Raw genomic sequence first — 16,076 nt, 5'->3', positions numbered from 1 at the left:
CCTCGACTTAAAGACCGGCAGCCATGGCTTTGTCGATCAGCCAGTTCAGGTTCGGGCCACGGTCGCTGTTCACTTCCACCGGGCGGCCGGCCAAGCTGCTGTCGAGCGGCTCGTCAGGCTGGATCTGTACGCGGATGTCGGAGGACAGGTCGGCGCTCTTCAGGCTGGTGCTGCTGACGATCTTGCCGGTGCGGGTCTTGTCTTCGCCGGCAATCTGGAAGCTCACCGGGGTGCCGGGACGCACGTCGCCGAACTGGCGATAGGAGAAGCGTGCATCGACGGTGGCCTGGGTGTTGCGCGGCACCAGTTGGAAGATCACATCGCCCTTGCTGGCGTACTGACCGTCAGCCACCAGTTGCTGGGCCACGGTGCAATCGCACGGCGAGGTCAGGGTGCCGGTCATTTGCTTGCCGAACAGTTCTTCAACCTTGGCCGGCGACAGTTGATCTTCTTCCAGATGGCCCTTGAGCACGTCGAGCATGCTGGTGCTGAAGGTCGCCAGTGGCGCGCCTTTCGCTGCAACGCCGTCGGACTTGACCAGGCTCTGCACGGTGCCGTCACGCGGCATGGTGATGTTCATCCCCGGCACGCTGACCAGACCGGCCTGCGCGTGGCTGACGAAGTACATGCTGTACACCGATTTGAAAATGAAACCCGCCGCGACCAGGCCAACGGCGAAGATGCCGGCGCTGAACGTCACTGCTTTCAGGCGACCGAACGGAGTCATGCCGGAGCCGCCGTCCTTGACCTTGCGCGCCTTGGTGAAGTTGTCGCGCTGCAGGGTCGCCAGCACTTCGCCGATGCTGACGATGTCGCCGGCCAGGTGCGAGGTGATCAAGTGGCGCAGGGTGGAAATATCCTGCGGTTCCAGATTCTGGAACTGGCAGCCGGCGCGGCCGGTCTGGCGGTCGAAGGAACGCACCTGCAATTCAACGTCCATGGCGATGCCGAGGTTGTCGATGACAAATTGCAGACGCGCCTTGTACACCTGGCCGATGGTCAGCGGCAGTTGCCCGGCGTTGAAGGCCAGACCACCGGCCGACAGGTCGATGACCCGCGCTTCGACCGGCGTCCGGTCAGGGCCGAAGAAACGCAGTTTGGCCGGGATTTTCACGCGGGCGTGTTGGCGCTGGGCTTCGGATTCATGCACTACGTTGGCGTTGACGGCGGTATTCATGGGAGCGATTTCCTTGTTAATTCAATAGGGGCAGGTCAGACCATCATCAGCAGCACGGCGACGAAAATGCTGCCGGCGGAGAAGGTCATGGTCCGAGACGACCAGGTGTTGAACCAACGTTGAAAGCTGGCGAGATCACGGGTCAGGGAAGTGGGTTGGCGAGTCCAGGATTGCTGGTCGAGGCGGAAGAACACGTAGATCTTCACCAGCGCACCGACGATCTGGTTGTAATAGAGAATCGCCGGGTAAGCCGGGCCGATGCGGTGACCGGAACACGACAACAGCAACGTCAGAATCAAGCGGGTGATGCCGATCCACAGCAGGTAAACCAGGATGAACGCGGTGCCGTACTTGAAGCTGGCGATCATCGCCACGGTCAGGCCGAGCAGCGAGGTCCACATCGATACGCGTTGGTCGAACAGCACCACCGAGGTGAAGGCGCCAAGGCGTTTCACACCCAGGCCCAGCGCTCGCGAGTTCTGCCGCAGGTTGTTGCCGTACCAGCGGAACATCAATTTGCGGCTGGCCTTGATGAAGCTCTTTTCCGGCGGGTGTTCAACGGTGTTGATCGCTGCGTCAGGCACGTAGAAAGTGTCGTAACCGAGGCGCATCAGGCTGAACCAGCTCGACTTGTCGTCGCCGGTCAAAAACTTGAAACGGCCCAGACGCCAGTGTTGCAGCGAGTCGCTTTCCACGTCGGCAATGAATTCCGGGTTGGTCACCACGGTGGCGCGGAACACCGACATACGACCGGTCATGGTCAGCACGCGTTTGGACAGGGCCATCGAGCACATGTTGATGTGGCGCTGGGCGAAACGCAGCTTGTGCCATTCGCTCATGATGTAGCCGCCGCGCACTTCGCAGAACTCGTTGGTGGTCAGGCCGCCGACGTTGCCGAACAGCTGGAACCACGGCACGGTCTTGCGCACGGTGCCTTCACCGAGCACGGTGTCGCCATCGATCACGGCCACCACGGCGCGGTCGTCCGGCAGGTGACGGGAGATCGCGCGGAAACCGTAGGCCAGGCCATCGCGTTTGCCGGTGCCGGGAATGCGCACGAAGTCGAGCTTCACGCGTTCTGGCGGATTCATCCGTGCCCACAGCGCCTTGACCAGCAGCTCATCGGACATTTCCACGATCGAGCAGACCACGGTAGTCGGCAGTTCGCAGTCGATGGCTTCGCGGATCACCGAGCTGTAGACCTGCGCAGTGGTCAGCGCGTCAATACGGAAACTGGTGACCATCAGGAACACATGCGACGGGTCCGCCGCTTTACCCAGCTTGCGCACTTTGCGGCGCAGGTGCGGGTAAACGATGTAGAGAAAAATCATGCCGCGCACAAAGTGCGTTGCACCCATCGAGTAGCGCCAGATACCCACGGCGCCAATCAGGAAAATGAAGTCCTTCGACTCGGAGTCGAATGTGGACGTGGGCAGCATCAAGGCCAGGCCCATCAACAAACTTAGGTAGAACAGCCAACCGGCGGCCTGAAGTAGGCCGTGTTTTAGCCTGTGCATAATCTGCATCCGTCTGTATCTCGGGCCGGGCCCGATGGGGTTAAGGCAGGCTTACAAAAACTTGCAAGGACATGTAGGAGCTGCCGAAGGCTGCGATCTTTTGATCTTTCGCTTGGGATTTTGGTGTTCCCGAAAAGATCGCAGCCTCGTTTCACTCGACAGCTCCTACAGGGCTGCTTTACCAGCAGATACCTTCGGTGCGAGTGCCGGTGTCGGTGGCTTTGGCCATGAAGCCCACCAGGTCGATGACCTGTTTGCCGTGCGGTGCTTCCTGAGCCAGCGAGCGGAACTTCTCGTCGCGGTTGCCGAGGATGATCACGTCGGAGTTATCGATCACCGAATCGAAGTCCGAATTGAGCAGGGACGACACGTGCGGGATCTTCGACTCGATGTAGTCTTTGTTCGCGCCGTGAACACGGGCGTACTCGACGTTGCTGTCGTAGATGCTCAGGTCGTAACCCTTGCCGATCAGCATCTCGGCCAGTTCTACCAGCGGGCTTTCGCGCAGGTCGTCGGTGCCGGCCTTGAAGCTCAGACCGAGCAGGGCGACTTTGCGTTTGTCGTGGCTTTCCACGATGTCGAAGGCGTTCTGCACTTGCGATTCGTTGCTGCGCATCAGCGAGTTGAGCAGCGGCGCTTCGACGTCCAGCGAACCGGCGCGGTAGGTCAGGGCGCGCACGTCTTTCGGCAGGCACGAACCGCCGAAAGCGAAGCCCGGGCGCATGTAGTACTGGGACAGGTTGAGGGTCTTGTCCTGGCAGACCACTTCCATCACTTCACGGCCATCGACGCCGACGGCTTTGGCGATGTTGCCGATCTCGTTGGCGAAGGTCACTTTGGTCGCGTGCCAGACGTTGCAGGTGTACTTGATCATCTCGGCGACGGCGATGTCCTTGCGGATGATCGGTGCGTCGAGTTCTTCGTACAGCGATTGCAGAACGTCGCCCGAGGCCTTGTCGAACTCGCCGATGACGGTCATCGGTGGCAGGTCGTAGTCGGCAATGGCGGTGGATTCACGCAGGAATTCCGGGTTGACCGCAACGCCGAAGTCGACACCGGCCTTCTTGCCCGAGCAGTCTTCGAGAATCGGGATCACCACGTTGGCGACAGTGCCCGGCAGCACGGTGCTGCGCACGACGATGGTGTGGCGGGTGGTTTTTTCACGCAGGACAAAACCGATCTCGCGGCATACCGCTTCGATGTAGTTCAGTTCGAGGTCGCCGTTCTTTTTGCTCGGCGTACCCACGCAGATCATCGACAGGTCGGTGTCGCGAATCGCCTCGGCGAAGTTGGTCGTGCCACGCAGACGACCGGTCTGGATACCCTGTTGCAGAAGTTCGCCCAGGCCGGGTTCAACAATCGGCGACTTGCCGGCGTTGATCATGTCGATCTTGTCTTTGGCAACATCGACGCCAACTACGTCATGGCCCCGTGCAGACAGGCAACCGGCACATACTGCGCCAACGTAACCCAAACCAAATATGCTGATGCGCATCGCAATTACCTCTGTATATATCAGGCCTTAGAGGCCGGAGTTAATGGTGTTCAGCGTTCATTAGTGCACTCGAAAGTGCGGCACGCAGGCGCCACAATGCCGTGTGCAGGCATACTAAGTTTCGAGTGTCTAAATAAGTGCACTCAAGATGTGCGCAACCAGGCCTTGTTGTTATGACTTGCCCTGTTATGCAGCCGATCCTCTTTGGAGAAGACTCTTGTGCAATCGTCTTGCGCGCTCGATGTCAGGATGAAAGTCCTGTAAATCAAGCGGTTGGGTGCTCAGGCGAGCACGTTTATCAGGGCGCGGCCATGGCCTTTGTAGGGGATATAAATGGTGCGTATCTCCTGTCCACCGTCTGTTTTGAGACTAGTTAGTCATCTAGGCAAGTTGCTGTGACAACTTGGTTACATGGCTATCTGCTCTGCGTAAGTTATCTCGTACAAACTCGGCGAGAATCGTTACCGGTGGTATGAGCTATGCATTCGAACGAAGTTCCTGTCCGCTCATCGCGAAATCTGAAATTTCTTGAAATATTGTCAGAGATGGCACTGGTCTCAATTTGATAGCACTTTCGTTTTCGACCTTTAATAACAGGCGAAAAATCACGTTAGATAGTTTTGTGCCACTACGCTGAAAAAATTTAGGTGCCACTACTGAAAAAAATGATCAGTGTCGAGTGAAACTAATATTAGAAAAGACAGGGAGAATTTTTTGGCGCCATTAAAATGGCGAAATAGTGCGAGGGTTTTTTGACATCGTGCGAGCTGCACGACTCTTTATAGAAAGAGTCGTGCATTGGGCATGCTTTATTCCGGGGCGTGGTCGCGCAAAAACACCAGATTGTCGGGTTTCGACTGTTCGACGCTGTAGCGATAACCCTGCACATCGAACTGTTTGAGCAGGGCCGGATCGTTGATCTTTTCCTGGATCACGAAACGGCTCATCAGGCCCCGGGCTTTTTTCGCGTAGAAGCTGATGATCTTGTACTGACCGTTCTTCTGGTCCTTGAACTCGGTGTTGATGATCCGCGCGTTCAGGGCTGTGCGTTTCACCGCCGAAAAGTATTCATTGGAGGCGAGGTTGAGCAGCACGTCGTCGCCCTGATCGGCCAGCGCTTCGTTGAGCCATTCGCTGATGCGCGTGCCCCAGAAGGCGTACAGGTCTTTGCCACGGGCGTTGGCCAGTTTGGTGCCCATTTCCAGGCGATAGGGTTGCATCAGGTCGAGCGGGCGCAGCAGCCCGTAGAGACCGGAGAGCATGCGCAGGTGTTTTTGCGCGTAATCGAAATCGGCTTCGCTGAAGGACTGGGCGTCGAGACCGGTGTAGACATCGCCCTTGAACGCGAGCAGTGCCTGTTTGGCGTTTTCCGGGGTGAAGGCAGGCGTCCAGCTGCCGAAGCGCGCGGCGTTGAGCCCACCGATCTTGTCGGACACGTGCATCAGTTCGCTGATCTGCGCCGGGGTCAGGTCGCGCAGTTGCTGGATCAGTTCCTGGGAATGGTCGAGGTATTGCGGCTGAGTGAAGCGCTGGGTCGCCGGCGGTGTTTCGTAATCGAGGGTCTTGGCGGGGGAAATCACCATCAGCATGAAGTCGTCTCCTTTAATCGTGGGGGCGATTCTAGGGGGTTGTCGGTGTTGACTCCAGCTATCGGGGTTATAGGTCGGGGTTAGCAGGGGCATTTGCGACGGTTGGTGGATTTTTTTCCCTCACCCTAACCCTCTCCCAGAGGGAGAGGGGACTGACCGCGTGTACTGTCGATATCCGCCGACCTGAGCTATCGAGTTGAATGCTGATTTTGAAATCCACACAGATCGGCTCCCTCTCCCTCTGGGAGAGGGCTGGGGTGAGGGTAGCGTCCGTGAATCTCGCACATCAGCTATAGTGCCGCGCGGGTTTTGTTATGGAGACATCCCTTTTGCGCATTGTTCTTTTATTCACCGCGTGGCTGTTGAGCTTCGGTGCCGTCGCGGCGCCGGGCGATGTGGCGACGCTGGATCGCAGCACCTGGCCGGAGCAACTGAGCAATCCGACCCTGTTTGACGTGGCGTCCCGGGCGGAAATCCTGATGTTCGCCCGTGTCCTGCTGGGCACCGAGTCGATGGACGAGGCCGCTCTGGCGCAGCGTCTGGGCCTGCGCACGGTCAATATCGACGCGATCAACGGCCTGCGCCAACGCCTCTGGCAGCGCCTGCTGGCCAACTACAACTTCGCCCAGCAAAGCTGCGATCAGGACGCTTCTTTCTGCTTCCTTGTAGAAGACTTGCCAACGCTGCGCGAGCAAGCTGCCAAGTTCGTCGTCAGTGACGACAGTTATTACACCAAGTGGGCCGAGCCGAGCCGGATCTTCCATGTGCAGTACCTCGACGAGTTGTTGCGCAAGGCCGCGTTGTCGCCGCAGAGCAGCAACGAATTCGATCGTTTCGGTGACTACGAGCGTAATGGCGACGAGATGCACGACCGGCTGTTCCTGCTGACCTTCGACAGCGCCGCCAATCTGCAACCGGACAACTCCGGTTGGCTAACCGAATACCTGCGCAAGGCAAACCTGAGCGGCACATTCTTTGTGCTGGGAAAGGATATTCAGGCGCGACTGGCTGATCGCTCGGTCAGCAGCCTGCAAGCAGAGTTCTCGAAACAGTGCGTCGGCGTTCAAGGTTGGGAGTTCCGTTCCCACAGTCACTGGCAGGACTGGCAGGATTCGGTGCGACGCAGTGCTGATCTGGTGAAAAACAAGTTGCCGGAAAACTATGTGCCGCTGTTTCGTCCGCCGGAAGGGCAGCGCCGCAGCGATGCGCAAGGTTTCTTCAACACACAAGGCCTGCAAGTGGCGCTGTGGGACATCGATGCCCAGGACGGCGCCGGCAAACTCAAGGGCTCAGCGAGCGCGCAGAGGGTACTGACCCTGATGCTGCTGTGGCGACACGGGGTGATCAATTTCAACATGAAACAGGACGCGGTGAAGACCTCGTTACCGTGGTTGATCACGCAGACCGCGCAGAGCGGTATCGGTTGGGAAGACTGTCAGGACGCTTTTCGCTGAGAAACAAAAAAAGCCCGGAAACATTGGGCTTGGGGCGATTTTTTTGAAGAGTTCGATGCAGGCGGACTTCCGACTTTAGCGGGGTCTGGGCAGTCCGCCAAGGGCTTTTCGTCACTCTGCAAAATAAACTTAAAAAAACCGTCAAAGTACTTTTTTATGTCATCGGTTTTGGAGTATTACGAAGACAGACCGCCGAAACCTGCAACACAGGTGGCGTCTTCCAAGACCCGTTTGTTTGCAGTCACTTGAATCTCCGCAGGTGAGATTTCGGCAGTCACTTCGAGGCGCAGCACCGCTCAGGTATTGCGTCCAATGGCTCTGACAAAGGTGACCGAGTATGGATGATCACGGACGTAGCCCTTCCTCCAACCAGCCAATCCTTTATGTACTCGATACCAACGTATTGATTCACGATCCAAATGCCCTGCTGAATTTCGAAGAACACCACGTCGCGATCCCGATGACCGTGCTTGAAGAGCTGGACAAGCTCAAGAGCGGGCATCACAGCGTTGCCGCCGAATGCCGTCAGGCCATCCGGCTGATCGACAAGACCCTGGGCGACGCTTCCCCTGAAGACGTCGAGCTGGGTGTGCCGATCCAGCGCGGTAAAGGCGGGCCGAAGGGCTTGCTGTCAATTCTGATGAGCAAGCAGGCCGAATCGAATCTGATTCTGCCCGAGCACCTGAACGACAATAAAATCATCAACCAACTGATCGATTTGCACACCCGCGATCCGAAAAAGCCTGTGGTGCTGGTCACCAAAGACATCAACATGCGCCTCAAGGCGCGCGCCTGCGGTATCGATGCCGAGGATTACAGCACCGACCAACTGGTCGATGACGTGTCCCTGCTGCCCAACGGCTACCACAACATGACTGGCTCCTTCTGGGACCGCGTGAGCAAGGTCGACACCCGCCAGGATCACGGCCGTACCTGGCATCAAGTGCAACTGATCGACAACCTGCCGGCGGTGCACATCAACGAATTCATCATTGATGAACAGGGCTTTGTCGGCTGGATCAAGGAGATCGACGAGGCCAAGCTGCTGATCCTCGACCTGCATCAGGAGCCGCTGCTGCATCAAGAAGCTTGGGGGCTGAAGCCACGCGACATCTACCAGAGTCTGGCGCTGTACGCGCTGCTCGATCCGGACATTCATCTGGTCAACCTGTCGGGGGCGGCAGGCTCCGGTAAAACCATTCTGGCCCTGGCCGCGGCGATTGAGCAGACCATGGTCAGCAAGCGTTATCGTCGCATCATCGCCACTCGCAGCGTGCAGGGCCTGGACCAGGAAATCGGCTTCCTGCCCGGCACCGAAGCGGAAAAAATGGAGCCGTGGCTGGGCGCCATTACCGACAACCTCGAAGCCTTGCACATGGATGACGAAAACACCCATGGCAGCGTCGATTACATCCTCAGCAAAGTGCCGTTGCAGTTCAAATCGCTCAACTACATTCGCGGTCGCAGCTTCCAGCAGAGCCTGATCCTGATCGACGAATGCCAGAACCTTACGCCGCACCAGATGAAAACCATCATCACCCGTGCCGGCGCCGGTTCGAAAGTGGTGTGCCTGGGCAACCTCGCACAGATTGACACCCCTTACCTGTCCGCGACCAGTTCCGGGCTGACCTACCTGACCGAACGCTTCAAGGATTTCCCTAACGGTGTGCATATCACCCTGCAAGGGGTGCCTCGCTCGATTCTGGCTGAATACGCCGAATCGCATTTGTAACCCTTCACCCAAAACCGGGCGGCCCCAAAAGCCGTCCGGTTTTTTATGCCCCTGCACAAATCCCAATGTAGGAGCTGCCGAAGGCTGCGATCTTTTGATCTTGTTTTTAAAAATCAAAGTCAAAAGATCGCAGCCTTCGGCAGCTCCTACACGATGAACACCATATTCGTGCGTGCGGAAATTTGACCCGCAGGTTTACAATCGTCGCTCCTGATCAGGAGTAATCCCGTGCTGACTCATCTCGATTCCCAAGGTCGCGCCAACATGGTCGACGTCACCGAAAAAGCCGTGACGTTCCGTGAAGCGACGGCCCAAGCGCTGGTGCGCATGCTCCCCGAAACGCTGCAGATGATCGTTAGCGGTGGCCATCCCAAGGGCGACGTGTTCGCCGTGGCGCGCATTGCCGGCATTCAAGCGGCGAAGAAAACCAGCGATCTGATTCCCCTCTGCCATCCGCTGATGCTCACCGGCGTCAAAGTCGAACTCAGTGCTGATGGCGACGACACCGTGCGCATCGTTGCCCGCTGCAAGCTGTCCGGGCAGACCGGCGTTGAGATGGAAGCGTTGACCGCTGCCAGTGTTGCCGCCCTGACCATTTACGACATGTGCAAAGCCGTCGATCGCGGCATGACCATTGAAAGCGTGCGTCTGCTGGAGAAAGTCGGCGGTAAGAGCGGACACTTTCAAGCGGAGCAGCCATGAACCTGACCGTGAAGTTTTTTGCCCGTTACCGTGAAGCGCTGGGCGTGGACTCGGTAAAGGTTGAAGGTGATTTCGCCACCGTCGAGGACGTTCGCGCACTGCTCGCGCAACGTGACGGCGCCGAGGTGCTGAGCGAGCAGAACCTGATGTGCGCACGCAACGAAGACCTCTGCCAACTCGATGAGCCGGTGGTCGATGGCGACGAAGTGGCGTTTTTCCCTACCGTGACCGGAGGCTGATCCATGGCGATTCGCGTGCAGGCCACGCCATTCGATCCGGGCGCTGAAGTCAACGCGATGCATGCGGCCAATGTCGGCGTCGGCGCGGTGGTGAGTTTTGTCGGCTACGTGCGTGATTTCAATGATGGGCTGGATGTGGCCGGGATGTTCCTTGAACACTATCCGGGCATGACCGAAAAAGCCCTCGGCAAAATCGCCATCGAAGCCGAACAGCGCTGGCCGTTGCTGAAACTGGAAGTGCTGCACCGCATCGGCGCATTGGAGCCGGGCGAACCCATCGTGTTTGTCGGCGCCGCCAGCGCCCACCGCCAGGCCGCCTTCGATGCCTGCGCCTTTGTCATGGACTACCTGAAAACCCGCGCGCCGTTCTGGAAGAAAGAAAACACCAGTGACGGCCCGCGTTGGGTTGAGGGGCGCGACAGTGATCATGCAGCGGCGGATCGCTGGAAAAAGTAAATCAAAAGATCGCAGCCTTCGGCAGCTCCTACATTGGGTCGGCATACCCCTGTAGGAGCTGCCGAAGGCTGCGATCTTTTTGCTTCTGCCCCGAATTGACGATTTGTACATATAAGTCCAAGATGGATTTCCAAGTACAAAAAAAGCTTCAATCCTGCCGCTCGTAGCTCCCCGCTAGCAGCTGCTCTTCTTCATCTTGCCAAACCAACAACAACCCGCGAGAGAACGAACATGAAGAAACTCCCCCTCATCACCGGTCTGGCTCTCAGCCTGTTGGCCTCTGTCAGCGTGTTCGCCGCCGAGCAAACCCTGCGCATCGGCATCGAAGCCGCTTACCCGCCATTTGCGTCGAAAACCGACAAAGGCGAAATCGTCGGTTTCGACTACGACATCGGCAATGCCCTGTGTGCGCAGATGAAGGTCAAGTGTGTGTGGGTCGAAGGTGAGTTCGACGGTCTGATTCCTTCGCTGAAAGTGAAAAAGATCGACATGGCGCTGTCCTCGATGACCATCAACGAAGACCGCAAGAAGTCGGTGGATTTCACCCACAAGTACTACTTCACTTCGTCACGACTGGTGATGAAGGAAGGCGCCACGGTCGACGATCAATACGCCAGCCTCAAGGGCAAGAATGTCGGCGTGCAGCGTGCGACCACCACCGATCGTTATGCCACCGAGGTGTTCGAACCGAAGGGCATTAACGTCAAGCGCTACAGCAACAACGAAGAAATCTACATGGACCTGGCAGCGGGGCGGCTTGATGCGATTTTTGCCGACACCATTCCGCTGAATGACTTTTTGTCGATGCCGCGTGGCAAGGGTTATGCGTTTGTCGGGCCTGAGTTGAAGGATCCGAAGTACGTGGGCGAGGGCGCAGGGATTGCAGTGCGCAAGGGTAATGCAGAATTGGTCAGCCAGCTGAATGGCGCCATCGATGGCATTCGCGCGAGTGGCGAGTACCAGAAGATTTCCGAGAAGTATTTCAAGTCCGACATCTACGGCGACTGATAGAAAAGATCGCAGCCTTCGGCAGCTCCTACAGGGGAATGCGTGCTCCTGTAGGAGCTGCCGCAGGCTGCGATCTTTTGATCTTCAGCCCTTCAGCTCTTTCAAATGCTTGTACACCGTCGCTCGCCCCATGTTCAGCACATTGGCCACATAGTTCGAGGCGCTCTTGCCCTTGAACGCGCCCTCGGCGTGCAGCGCCAGCACCAGTTCGCGCTTGTGATCGCGGGTCAGCAGATTCAGGCTCAGTTGCCGCTCGCGCAGCCAGGCGTGGAGGAAGGTGTTGATGCGTTCCTGCCAGTCATCGCGAAACAGTGAGTCCGGTTGCGGGATCAGTTTGCTCGGCGAGAGAAACAGGTCCAGCGCGGCCTTGGCGTTCTCGAACAGCGAAATATTCAGATTGATGCACAGCACTGCCAGTGGCCGGCCTTCGCTGTCGCGCAGCACGGTGCTCAGGCTGCGAATCTTCTGGCCATCCCAATTGAGCTTTTCGTACGGGCCGATATTGCGGTCGCTGACATCCTCGCTGAGCATGTCCTCCAGTGACGAGTCGTCGCCGATCTCGCGCTTGGACAGGTTGTTGGCGATGTAGTCGACCTTTTGCGTGCGCAGGTCGTGCAGCACCACTTCGGCGTGGGGAAAGAACAGCGTGGCGATGGCGTCGGCGACGGCGCGGAAATTATCCAGCGCCGGTTCGAATTCAGGGGCAGTCATGACAGTGGAGCTCCAGGCAGCGTCAACGCCTCCGTGATCAGGAGGCGTTGCGAGTGTGCCGCAATCCGTTGGGCGCGTCATCCGCAGGGACAATCAGGCGAGACGGGCAGGGGCGAGCATGGCGCTGTCCAGCCCGAACTGCTGCAAGTGCTCGGGCAACGGTTCGCCGCGTACCAACGCCGCGCTGGCCTGGCCCATCGCCGGTGAAGTCTGAATGCCGTAACCACCCTGCGCCGCCACCCAGAACAGCCCCGGCACCTGCTGATCGAAGCCACTGAGCAAATCACCGTCGGCGACGAAGCTGCGCAGGCCGGCCCACGTACGCGTCGGACGGTGGATGGTCAGCGTGGTGGCCTCTTCGATCTGGTAGATGCCCATGGCGATGTCCAGCTCTTCGGGTTGCACATCGTGAGGCTCGACCGGGTCGGCGTTGGCTGGCGAGCCGAGAAACATGCCGGCGTCGGGCTTCATATAGAAGGATTCGTCGAGGCTGACCAGCATCGGCCAGTGATGAATGTCGACGCCTTCTGGCCCGGCGAAAATGAACGCGGCGCGGCGCTTCGGTTGCAGGCCCAGCGGTTGGGCGCCGGCCAGTGCGCCGATCTTGTCGGCCCAGGCGCCGGCGGCGTTGATGATCACTGGCGCGCTGAACGTCTGGCCGTTGGTCTGAACACTCCAGCGCCCCTCGGCATCGCGACTGAGGCCTAGCACTTCGCAATCGGTGTGCACTTCGCCGTTATTGCGACGGATCCCGCGCAGGTAGCCCTGATGCAAGGCGTCAGTGTCGATGTCGCTGGCGCTCGGGTCGTAGATCGCACCATGGACTTTTTCCCGGCGCAGGATCGGCAGTCGCGCGCAGGCTTCGTCGGCGCTCAGCAGTTGCATCTCTGGCACGGTGGCTTTGGCGCTGAGATATTGGTTGTTCAGTTCGGCGGCATCACCGGTGAAATCCACGGTCATTTCACCGCGTGGGGTGAGCAGTGGGTGTTCGCAGAAACCGGCTGGCGGGTGGTCAAAAAATGCCCGGCTGGCCTGGGTCAGCGCGCGAACTTGTGGGGTGCCGTACGCGGCGGTAAACAGCGCGGCGGAGCGCCCGGTGGAGTGATAGGCCGGGTGGGATTCACGTTCGAGCACGAGCACTTTGCCGTGCGGCGACAGCCAGAAACCGGTGGATGCGCCGGCAATCCCGCCGCCGATGATGATGAAATCTGCCTGGCTCATTAAGGTCTCCGATGGGTACGCAATATCAAAAAGTACGCTGATCCCTTGTAGGAGTGAGCCTGCTCGCGATAGCGGTGTATCAGTCAACAATAATGCTGAATGTAAGGCCGCTATCGCGAGCAGGCTCACTCCTACAGGGGATTTGTGGTGTTAGTTAGCTAGGTGATAAACCGCATTGGCCAGGGCGATGTCTTCCAGGCCGAGGCCAATTGAGCGGAAAAACACGTGACGGTCGTAACCCGGGCGCAGCACTTTCTCGCTGAGTAGATCGGCGAGGTCGCCGACAATCGAATCCTTGCTCCAGCCATGCTGTTCACTGGCAATCAGCATCTCACCTGCCGAACCCGGCGTGGTCAGACGATAGTCGCAGAACACCTGCATGTCGTTGAGGCTCTGCGGCGGCACTTCATGGGCGCGCGGAGCGTTGGTGCTGATCGAGGTGATCAGGGCTGGTTTGCTCAGCGCGGTCGGATCGATTACCGGGCCGGCGGACGAGGTGCAGAGCATGATCACGTCGGCCTCGACGAGGGCGGCGTCACGGCTGTCAACGATCCTCAGGTTGGGAGTGATGGCTTTCAACAGTGCCTTGGTTTGAGCGTCGGCGGACAGGCTTGGCGAATACAGGCTGATGCTCTGCCAGTCGCGTAGACCTTTTACATAGTGCAGATGCGCCTGCGCAACCTTGCCACTCCCGATGATTGCCAGTCGCGTGGCGTTTGTCGGAGCGAGGGTGTCGACCGCCACAGCCGTGGTCGCGGCGGTGCGCGCGGTGGTCAATTCACCGGCATCGCAGAGCAGCAGCGGTTGACCGGTTTTCATCGACATCAACAAGGTCCATGCCGTCACCAGTGCACCTTGTTCGCGAACGATATACGGCGAGGTCTTCACGCCGTACACGCCGTCGTCGGCCAGCACGCCCAGATAATTGATGAAGTCGCCGGCACCTTGCGGAAATTCCACCAGTTGCTGCGCCGGTTGCACGGCGTTACCCGCCGCAAGATCACGGAACAGCTTGCGCAGGATTTGCGGCACATCAATGCGCGCCAGCAGCTCACGGGCCTGATGCTGGTCGATCACGTAGGGCGTACTGGACATATCAGGCTCCGAAAAATAAACTTATTTGTCCATTATGGACATTTAGTTTCCTCTCGCAAGCACCTGATGAAACACCGGGCAAAAAAAAAGCGCAGACCGTTGCCGGCTGCGCTTTTCTTTTAAACGTCGTTTACTGCGGACGCTTGCGCTCAACCGCGCGCAACAGATGCGTCGGCGGCGTTTCACAACTGATCTTGCGACCGAGCTTCTCTTCGATGGACGGCAACTGGTAGGAGTCGTCCTCACCGGCGAAGCTGATCGACACGCCATCGGCGCCAGCACGACCGGTCCGGCCGATGCGGTGTACGTAGTCGTCCGGAACTTCCGGCAGGGTGAAGTTGATCACGTGGCTGATGCCGTCGATGTGGATGCCGCGACCGGCCACATCAGTGGCGACCAGTACGCGAATCTTGCCTTCGCGGAAACCTTCCAGGGTCTTGATGCGCTTGTGCTGCGGCACGTCGCCGGACAACTGCGCCGCATTCACACCGTCACGCACCAGACGCTCTTCGATACGGCGCACTTCGTCCTTGCGGTTGGCGAAGACCATCACCCGCTCCCAGCCATTATCGTTGACCAGGTTGTAGAGCAATTTGTACTTGTCGGCACCGGCCACCGCATAGATGTGTTGCTCGACGTTTTCGCTGGCGACGTTGGTGACTTCGATTTCGACGATGGACGGATCGGTCGTCCACTGCTTTGCGAGGTTCATCACGTCTTCGGTGAAGGTCGCGGAGAACAGCAAGGTCTGGCGTTCGGACTTCGGTGGCGTCTGGCGAATGATCTGACGTACCTGCGGGATGAAACCCATGTCGAGCATGCGGTCGGCTTCGTCCAGCACCATCACTTCGACCATGTCCAGGTGCACATCGCCGCGCTGGTTGAAGTCGAGCAGACGGCCCGGTGTGGCGACGAGGATGTCGCAGTGACGCGCTTCGAGGTGCTTGAGCTGCTTGTCGAAGTCCATGCCGCCAACAAACGTCATGACGTTGAGGCCGGTGTACTTGGTCAGGTCAGCGGCATCCTTGGCGATTTGTACCACCAGCTCACGGGTCGGCGCGATGATCAGCGCACGGGGTTCGCCCATGTAGCGTTCTTTCGGCGGCGGGGTCTGCAGCAGTTGGGTGATGATCGAGATCAGGAACGCGGCGGTTTTACCGGTGCCGGTCTGCGCACGGCCAATGGCGTCTTTGCCGGCGAGGGTGTAACCCAGCACCTGCGCCTGAATCGGCGTGCAGTACGGAAAACCCAGATCCTGGATGGCGTGCATCAGTTCTGGAGACAGCTTGAAATCGTGGAAGCGGGTTTTGCCTTCCTGTGGCTCGACGACGAAATCCTCGAGTTTCCACGGAATAACCGGTGCCTTGGGTTTCGGTTCGCGGCGCGGTCTGGCCGGTTTCGGCGCTTCGCTGCGGGCAGGTTCGGCGGCGATTGGCGCGGCCGGTGCAGGTTGTGGTTCTGCCTTCGGTGCCGCTACGGGAGCGGGGCGCTCGGCCTGTGGCGCATCGGTGCGATGACCGGGGGCGTGCGACGGCGCACTGGGAACTGGTGCGAGCTGCTCAGCCTCGCTTTTACCGAACATCTTCTTGAGTGCTTTGAGCACGGTCATCTCATCAATTGGTTAAGGAGTGTACGCCGGCCAGTGTAATGCAAGAAACGGGCGCGGCGTAGTGGGAGGGA

At 58.7% G+C, this 16,076-nt stretch carries 14 protein-coding genes; 6 read left to right on the top strand and 8 right to left on the bottom strand.

The annotated features are described in order from the left end of the window. Nucleotides 1-7 precede the first annotated feature (7 nt). The 4 genes from H8F23_RS02695 to yaaA form a co-directional block, all read right to left on the bottom strand. Nucleotides 8-1,177: an alginate biosynthesis protein Alg44 gene (locus H8F23_RS02695; protein WP_093436280.1), complete on the bottom strand. Its 1,170-nt coding sequence runs from the start codon at nucleotides 1,175-1,177 to the stop codon at nucleotides 8-10. Nucleotides 1,178-1,212: 35 nt separating this feature from the next. Then, entirely contained in the window at nucleotides 1,213-2,694 is a 1,482-nt protein-coding gene (gene alg8 / locus H8F23_RS02690; protein ID WP_407692548.1) for a mannuronan synthase, read from the bottom strand. Nucleotides 2,695-2,872: 178 nt separating this feature from the next. After that, a complete protein-coding gene (locus H8F23_RS02685; protein ID WP_194933330.1) occupies nucleotides 2,873-4,189 on the bottom strand; it encodes a nucleotide sugar dehydrogenase in 1,317 nt (438 codons plus the stop codon). A gap of 809 nt (nucleotides 4,190-4,998) precedes the next feature. Next, the gene (gene yaaA / locus H8F23_RS02680; RefSeq protein WP_194933329.1) at nucleotides 4,999-5,778 is read right to left on the bottom strand and encodes a peroxide stress protein YaaA; all 780 of its coding nucleotides are present in this window, start codon (nucleotides 5,776-5,778) and stop codon (nucleotides 4,999-5,001) included. Between the two features lie 329 nt (nucleotides 5,779-6,107). Here yaaA and H8F23_RS02675 point away from each other — a divergent pair, with 329 nt between their 5' ends. The 6 genes from H8F23_RS02675 to H8F23_RS02650 all read left to right on the top strand — a co-directional run bounded on the left by H8F23_RS02675 (nucleotide 6,108) and on the right by H8F23_RS02650 (nucleotide 11,369). Continuing rightward, a complete protein-coding gene (locus H8F23_RS02675; RefSeq protein WP_194933328.1) occupies nucleotides 6,108-7,232 on the top strand; it encodes a polysaccharide deacetylase family protein in 1,125 nt (374 codons plus the stop codon). A 337-nt stretch (nucleotides 7,233-7,569) separates the two neighbouring features. Further along, the gene (locus H8F23_RS02670; RefSeq protein ID WP_007914309.1) at nucleotides 7,570-8,964 is read left to right on the top strand and encodes a PhoH family protein; all 1,395 of its coding nucleotides are present in this window, start codon (nucleotides 7,570-7,572) and stop codon (nucleotides 8,962-8,964) included. 228 nt (nucleotides 8,965-9,192) lie between these two features. After that, on the top strand, nucleotides 9,193-9,666 hold the full coding sequence (gene moaC / locus H8F23_RS02665; RefSeq protein WP_093437022.1) for a cyclic pyranopterin monophosphate synthase MoaC: 474 nt from the start codon (nucleotides 9,193-9,195) through the stop codon (nucleotides 9,664-9,666). Beyond that, nucleotides 9,663-9,905, top strand: a complete 243-nt coding sequence (gene moaD / locus H8F23_RS02660; protein ID WP_194933327.1) for a molybdopterin converting factor subunit 1 — start codon at nucleotides 9,663-9,665, stop codon at nucleotides 9,903-9,905. The genes moaC and moaD overlap by 4 nt, the downstream gene beginning before the upstream one ends. 3 nt (nucleotides 9,906-9,908) lie before the next feature. Then, on the top strand, nucleotides 9,909-10,361 hold the full coding sequence (gene moaE, locus H8F23_RS02655) for a molybdopterin synthase catalytic subunit MoaE (protein WP_038357637.1): 453 nt from the start codon (nucleotides 9,909-9,911) through the stop codon (nucleotides 10,359-10,361). Nucleotides 10,362-10,592: 231 nt separating this feature from the next. After that, the gene (locus H8F23_RS02650; RefSeq protein WP_194933326.1) at nucleotides 10,593-11,369 is read left to right on the top strand and encodes an ABC transporter substrate-binding protein; all 777 of its coding nucleotides are present in this window, start codon (nucleotides 10,593-10,595) and stop codon (nucleotides 11,367-11,369) included. 84 nt (nucleotides 11,370-11,453) lie between these two features. On the opposite strand, the gene H8F23_RS02645 is transcribed toward H8F23_RS02650, so the two are convergent. The 4 genes from H8F23_RS02645 to rhlB form a co-directional block, all read right to left on the bottom strand. Then, entirely contained in the window at nucleotides 11,454-12,080 is a 627-nt protein-coding gene (locus H8F23_RS02645; RefSeq protein ID WP_194933324.1) for a helix-turn-helix transcriptional regulator, read from the bottom strand. A 93-nt stretch (nucleotides 12,081-12,173) separates the two neighbouring features. Continuing rightward, a complete protein-coding gene (locus H8F23_RS02640; protein WP_194933323.1) occupies nucleotides 12,174-13,301 on the bottom strand; it encodes an NAD(P)/FAD-dependent oxidoreductase in 1,128 nt (375 codons plus the stop codon). Nucleotides 13,302-13,451: 150 nt separating this feature from the next. Continuing rightward, nucleotides 13,452-14,396, bottom strand: a complete 945-nt coding sequence (locus H8F23_RS02635) for an ornithine cyclodeaminase family protein (protein WP_194933321.1) — start codon at nucleotides 14,394-14,396, stop codon at nucleotides 13,452-13,454. Nucleotides 14,397-14,526: 130 nt separating this feature from the next. Beyond that, complete coding sequence (gene rhlB, locus H8F23_RS02630; RefSeq protein ID WP_194933320.1) at nucleotides 14,527-16,005, bottom strand: ATP-dependent RNA helicase RhlB; 1,479 nt, start codon at nucleotides 16,003-16,005, stop codon at nucleotides 14,527-14,529. Nucleotides 16,006-16,076 lie beyond the last annotated feature (71 nt).

This window comes from Pseudomonas neuropathica (genome assembly GCF_015461835.1).
In the GTDB taxonomy this organism is placed as follows: Bacteria; Pseudomonadota; Gammaproteobacteria; order Pseudomonadales; family Pseudomonadaceae; genus Aquipseudomonas; species Aquipseudomonas neuropathica.
This window is presented reverse-complemented; position numbering and strand designations above follow the sequence as displayed.

What these genes read in the sequence shown, in the direction of transcription:
- H8F23_RS02695 (WP_093436280.1), bottom strand. Translation starts at nt 1,177, where the DNA reads ATGAATACCGCCGTCAACGCCAACGTAGTGCATGAATCCGAAGCCCAG.
- alg8 (WP_407692548.1), bottom strand. Translation starts at nt 2,694, where the DNA reads ATGCACAGGCTAAAACACGGCCTACTTCAGGCCGCCGGTTGGCTGTTC.
- H8F23_RS02685 (WP_194933330.1), bottom strand. Translation starts at nt 4,189, where the DNA reads ATGCGCATCAGCATATTTGGTTTGGGTTACGTTGGCGCAGTATGTGCC.
- yaaA (WP_194933329.1), bottom strand. Translation starts at nt 5,778, where the DNA reads ATGCTGATGGTGATTTCCCCCGCCAAGACCCTCGATTACGAAACACCG.
- H8F23_RS02670 (WP_007914309.1), top strand. Translation starts at nt 7,570, where the DNA reads ATGGATGATCACGGACGTAGCCCTTCCTCCAACCAGCCAATCCTTTAT.
- moaD (WP_194933327.1), top strand. Translation starts at nt 9,663, where the DNA reads ATGAACCTGACCGTGAAGTTTTTTGCCCGTTACCGTGAAGCGCTGGGC.
- moaE (WP_038357637.1), top strand. Translation starts at nt 9,909, where the DNA reads ATGGCGATTCGCGTGCAGGCCACGCCATTCGATCCGGGCGCTGAAGTC.
- H8F23_RS02650 (WP_194933326.1), top strand. Translation starts at nt 10,593, where the DNA reads ATGAAGAAACTCCCCCTCATCACCGGTCTGGCTCTCAGCCTGTTGGCC.
- H8F23_RS02645 (WP_194933324.1), bottom strand. Translation starts at nt 12,080, where the DNA reads ATGACTGCCCCTGAATTCGAACCGGCGCTGGATAATTTCCGCGCCGTC.
- H8F23_RS02640 (WP_194933323.1), bottom strand. Translation starts at nt 13,301, where the DNA reads ATGAGCCAGGCAGATTTCATCATCATCGGCGGCGGGATTGCCGGCGCA.
- H8F23_RS02635 (WP_194933321.1), bottom strand. Translation starts at nt 14,396, where the DNA reads ATGTCCAGTACGCCCTACGTGATCGACCAGCATCAGGCCCGTGAGCTG.
- rhlB (WP_194933320.1), bottom strand. Translation starts at nt 16,005, where the DNA reads ATGACCGTGCTCAAAGCACTCAAGAAGATGTTCGGTAAAAGCGAGGCT.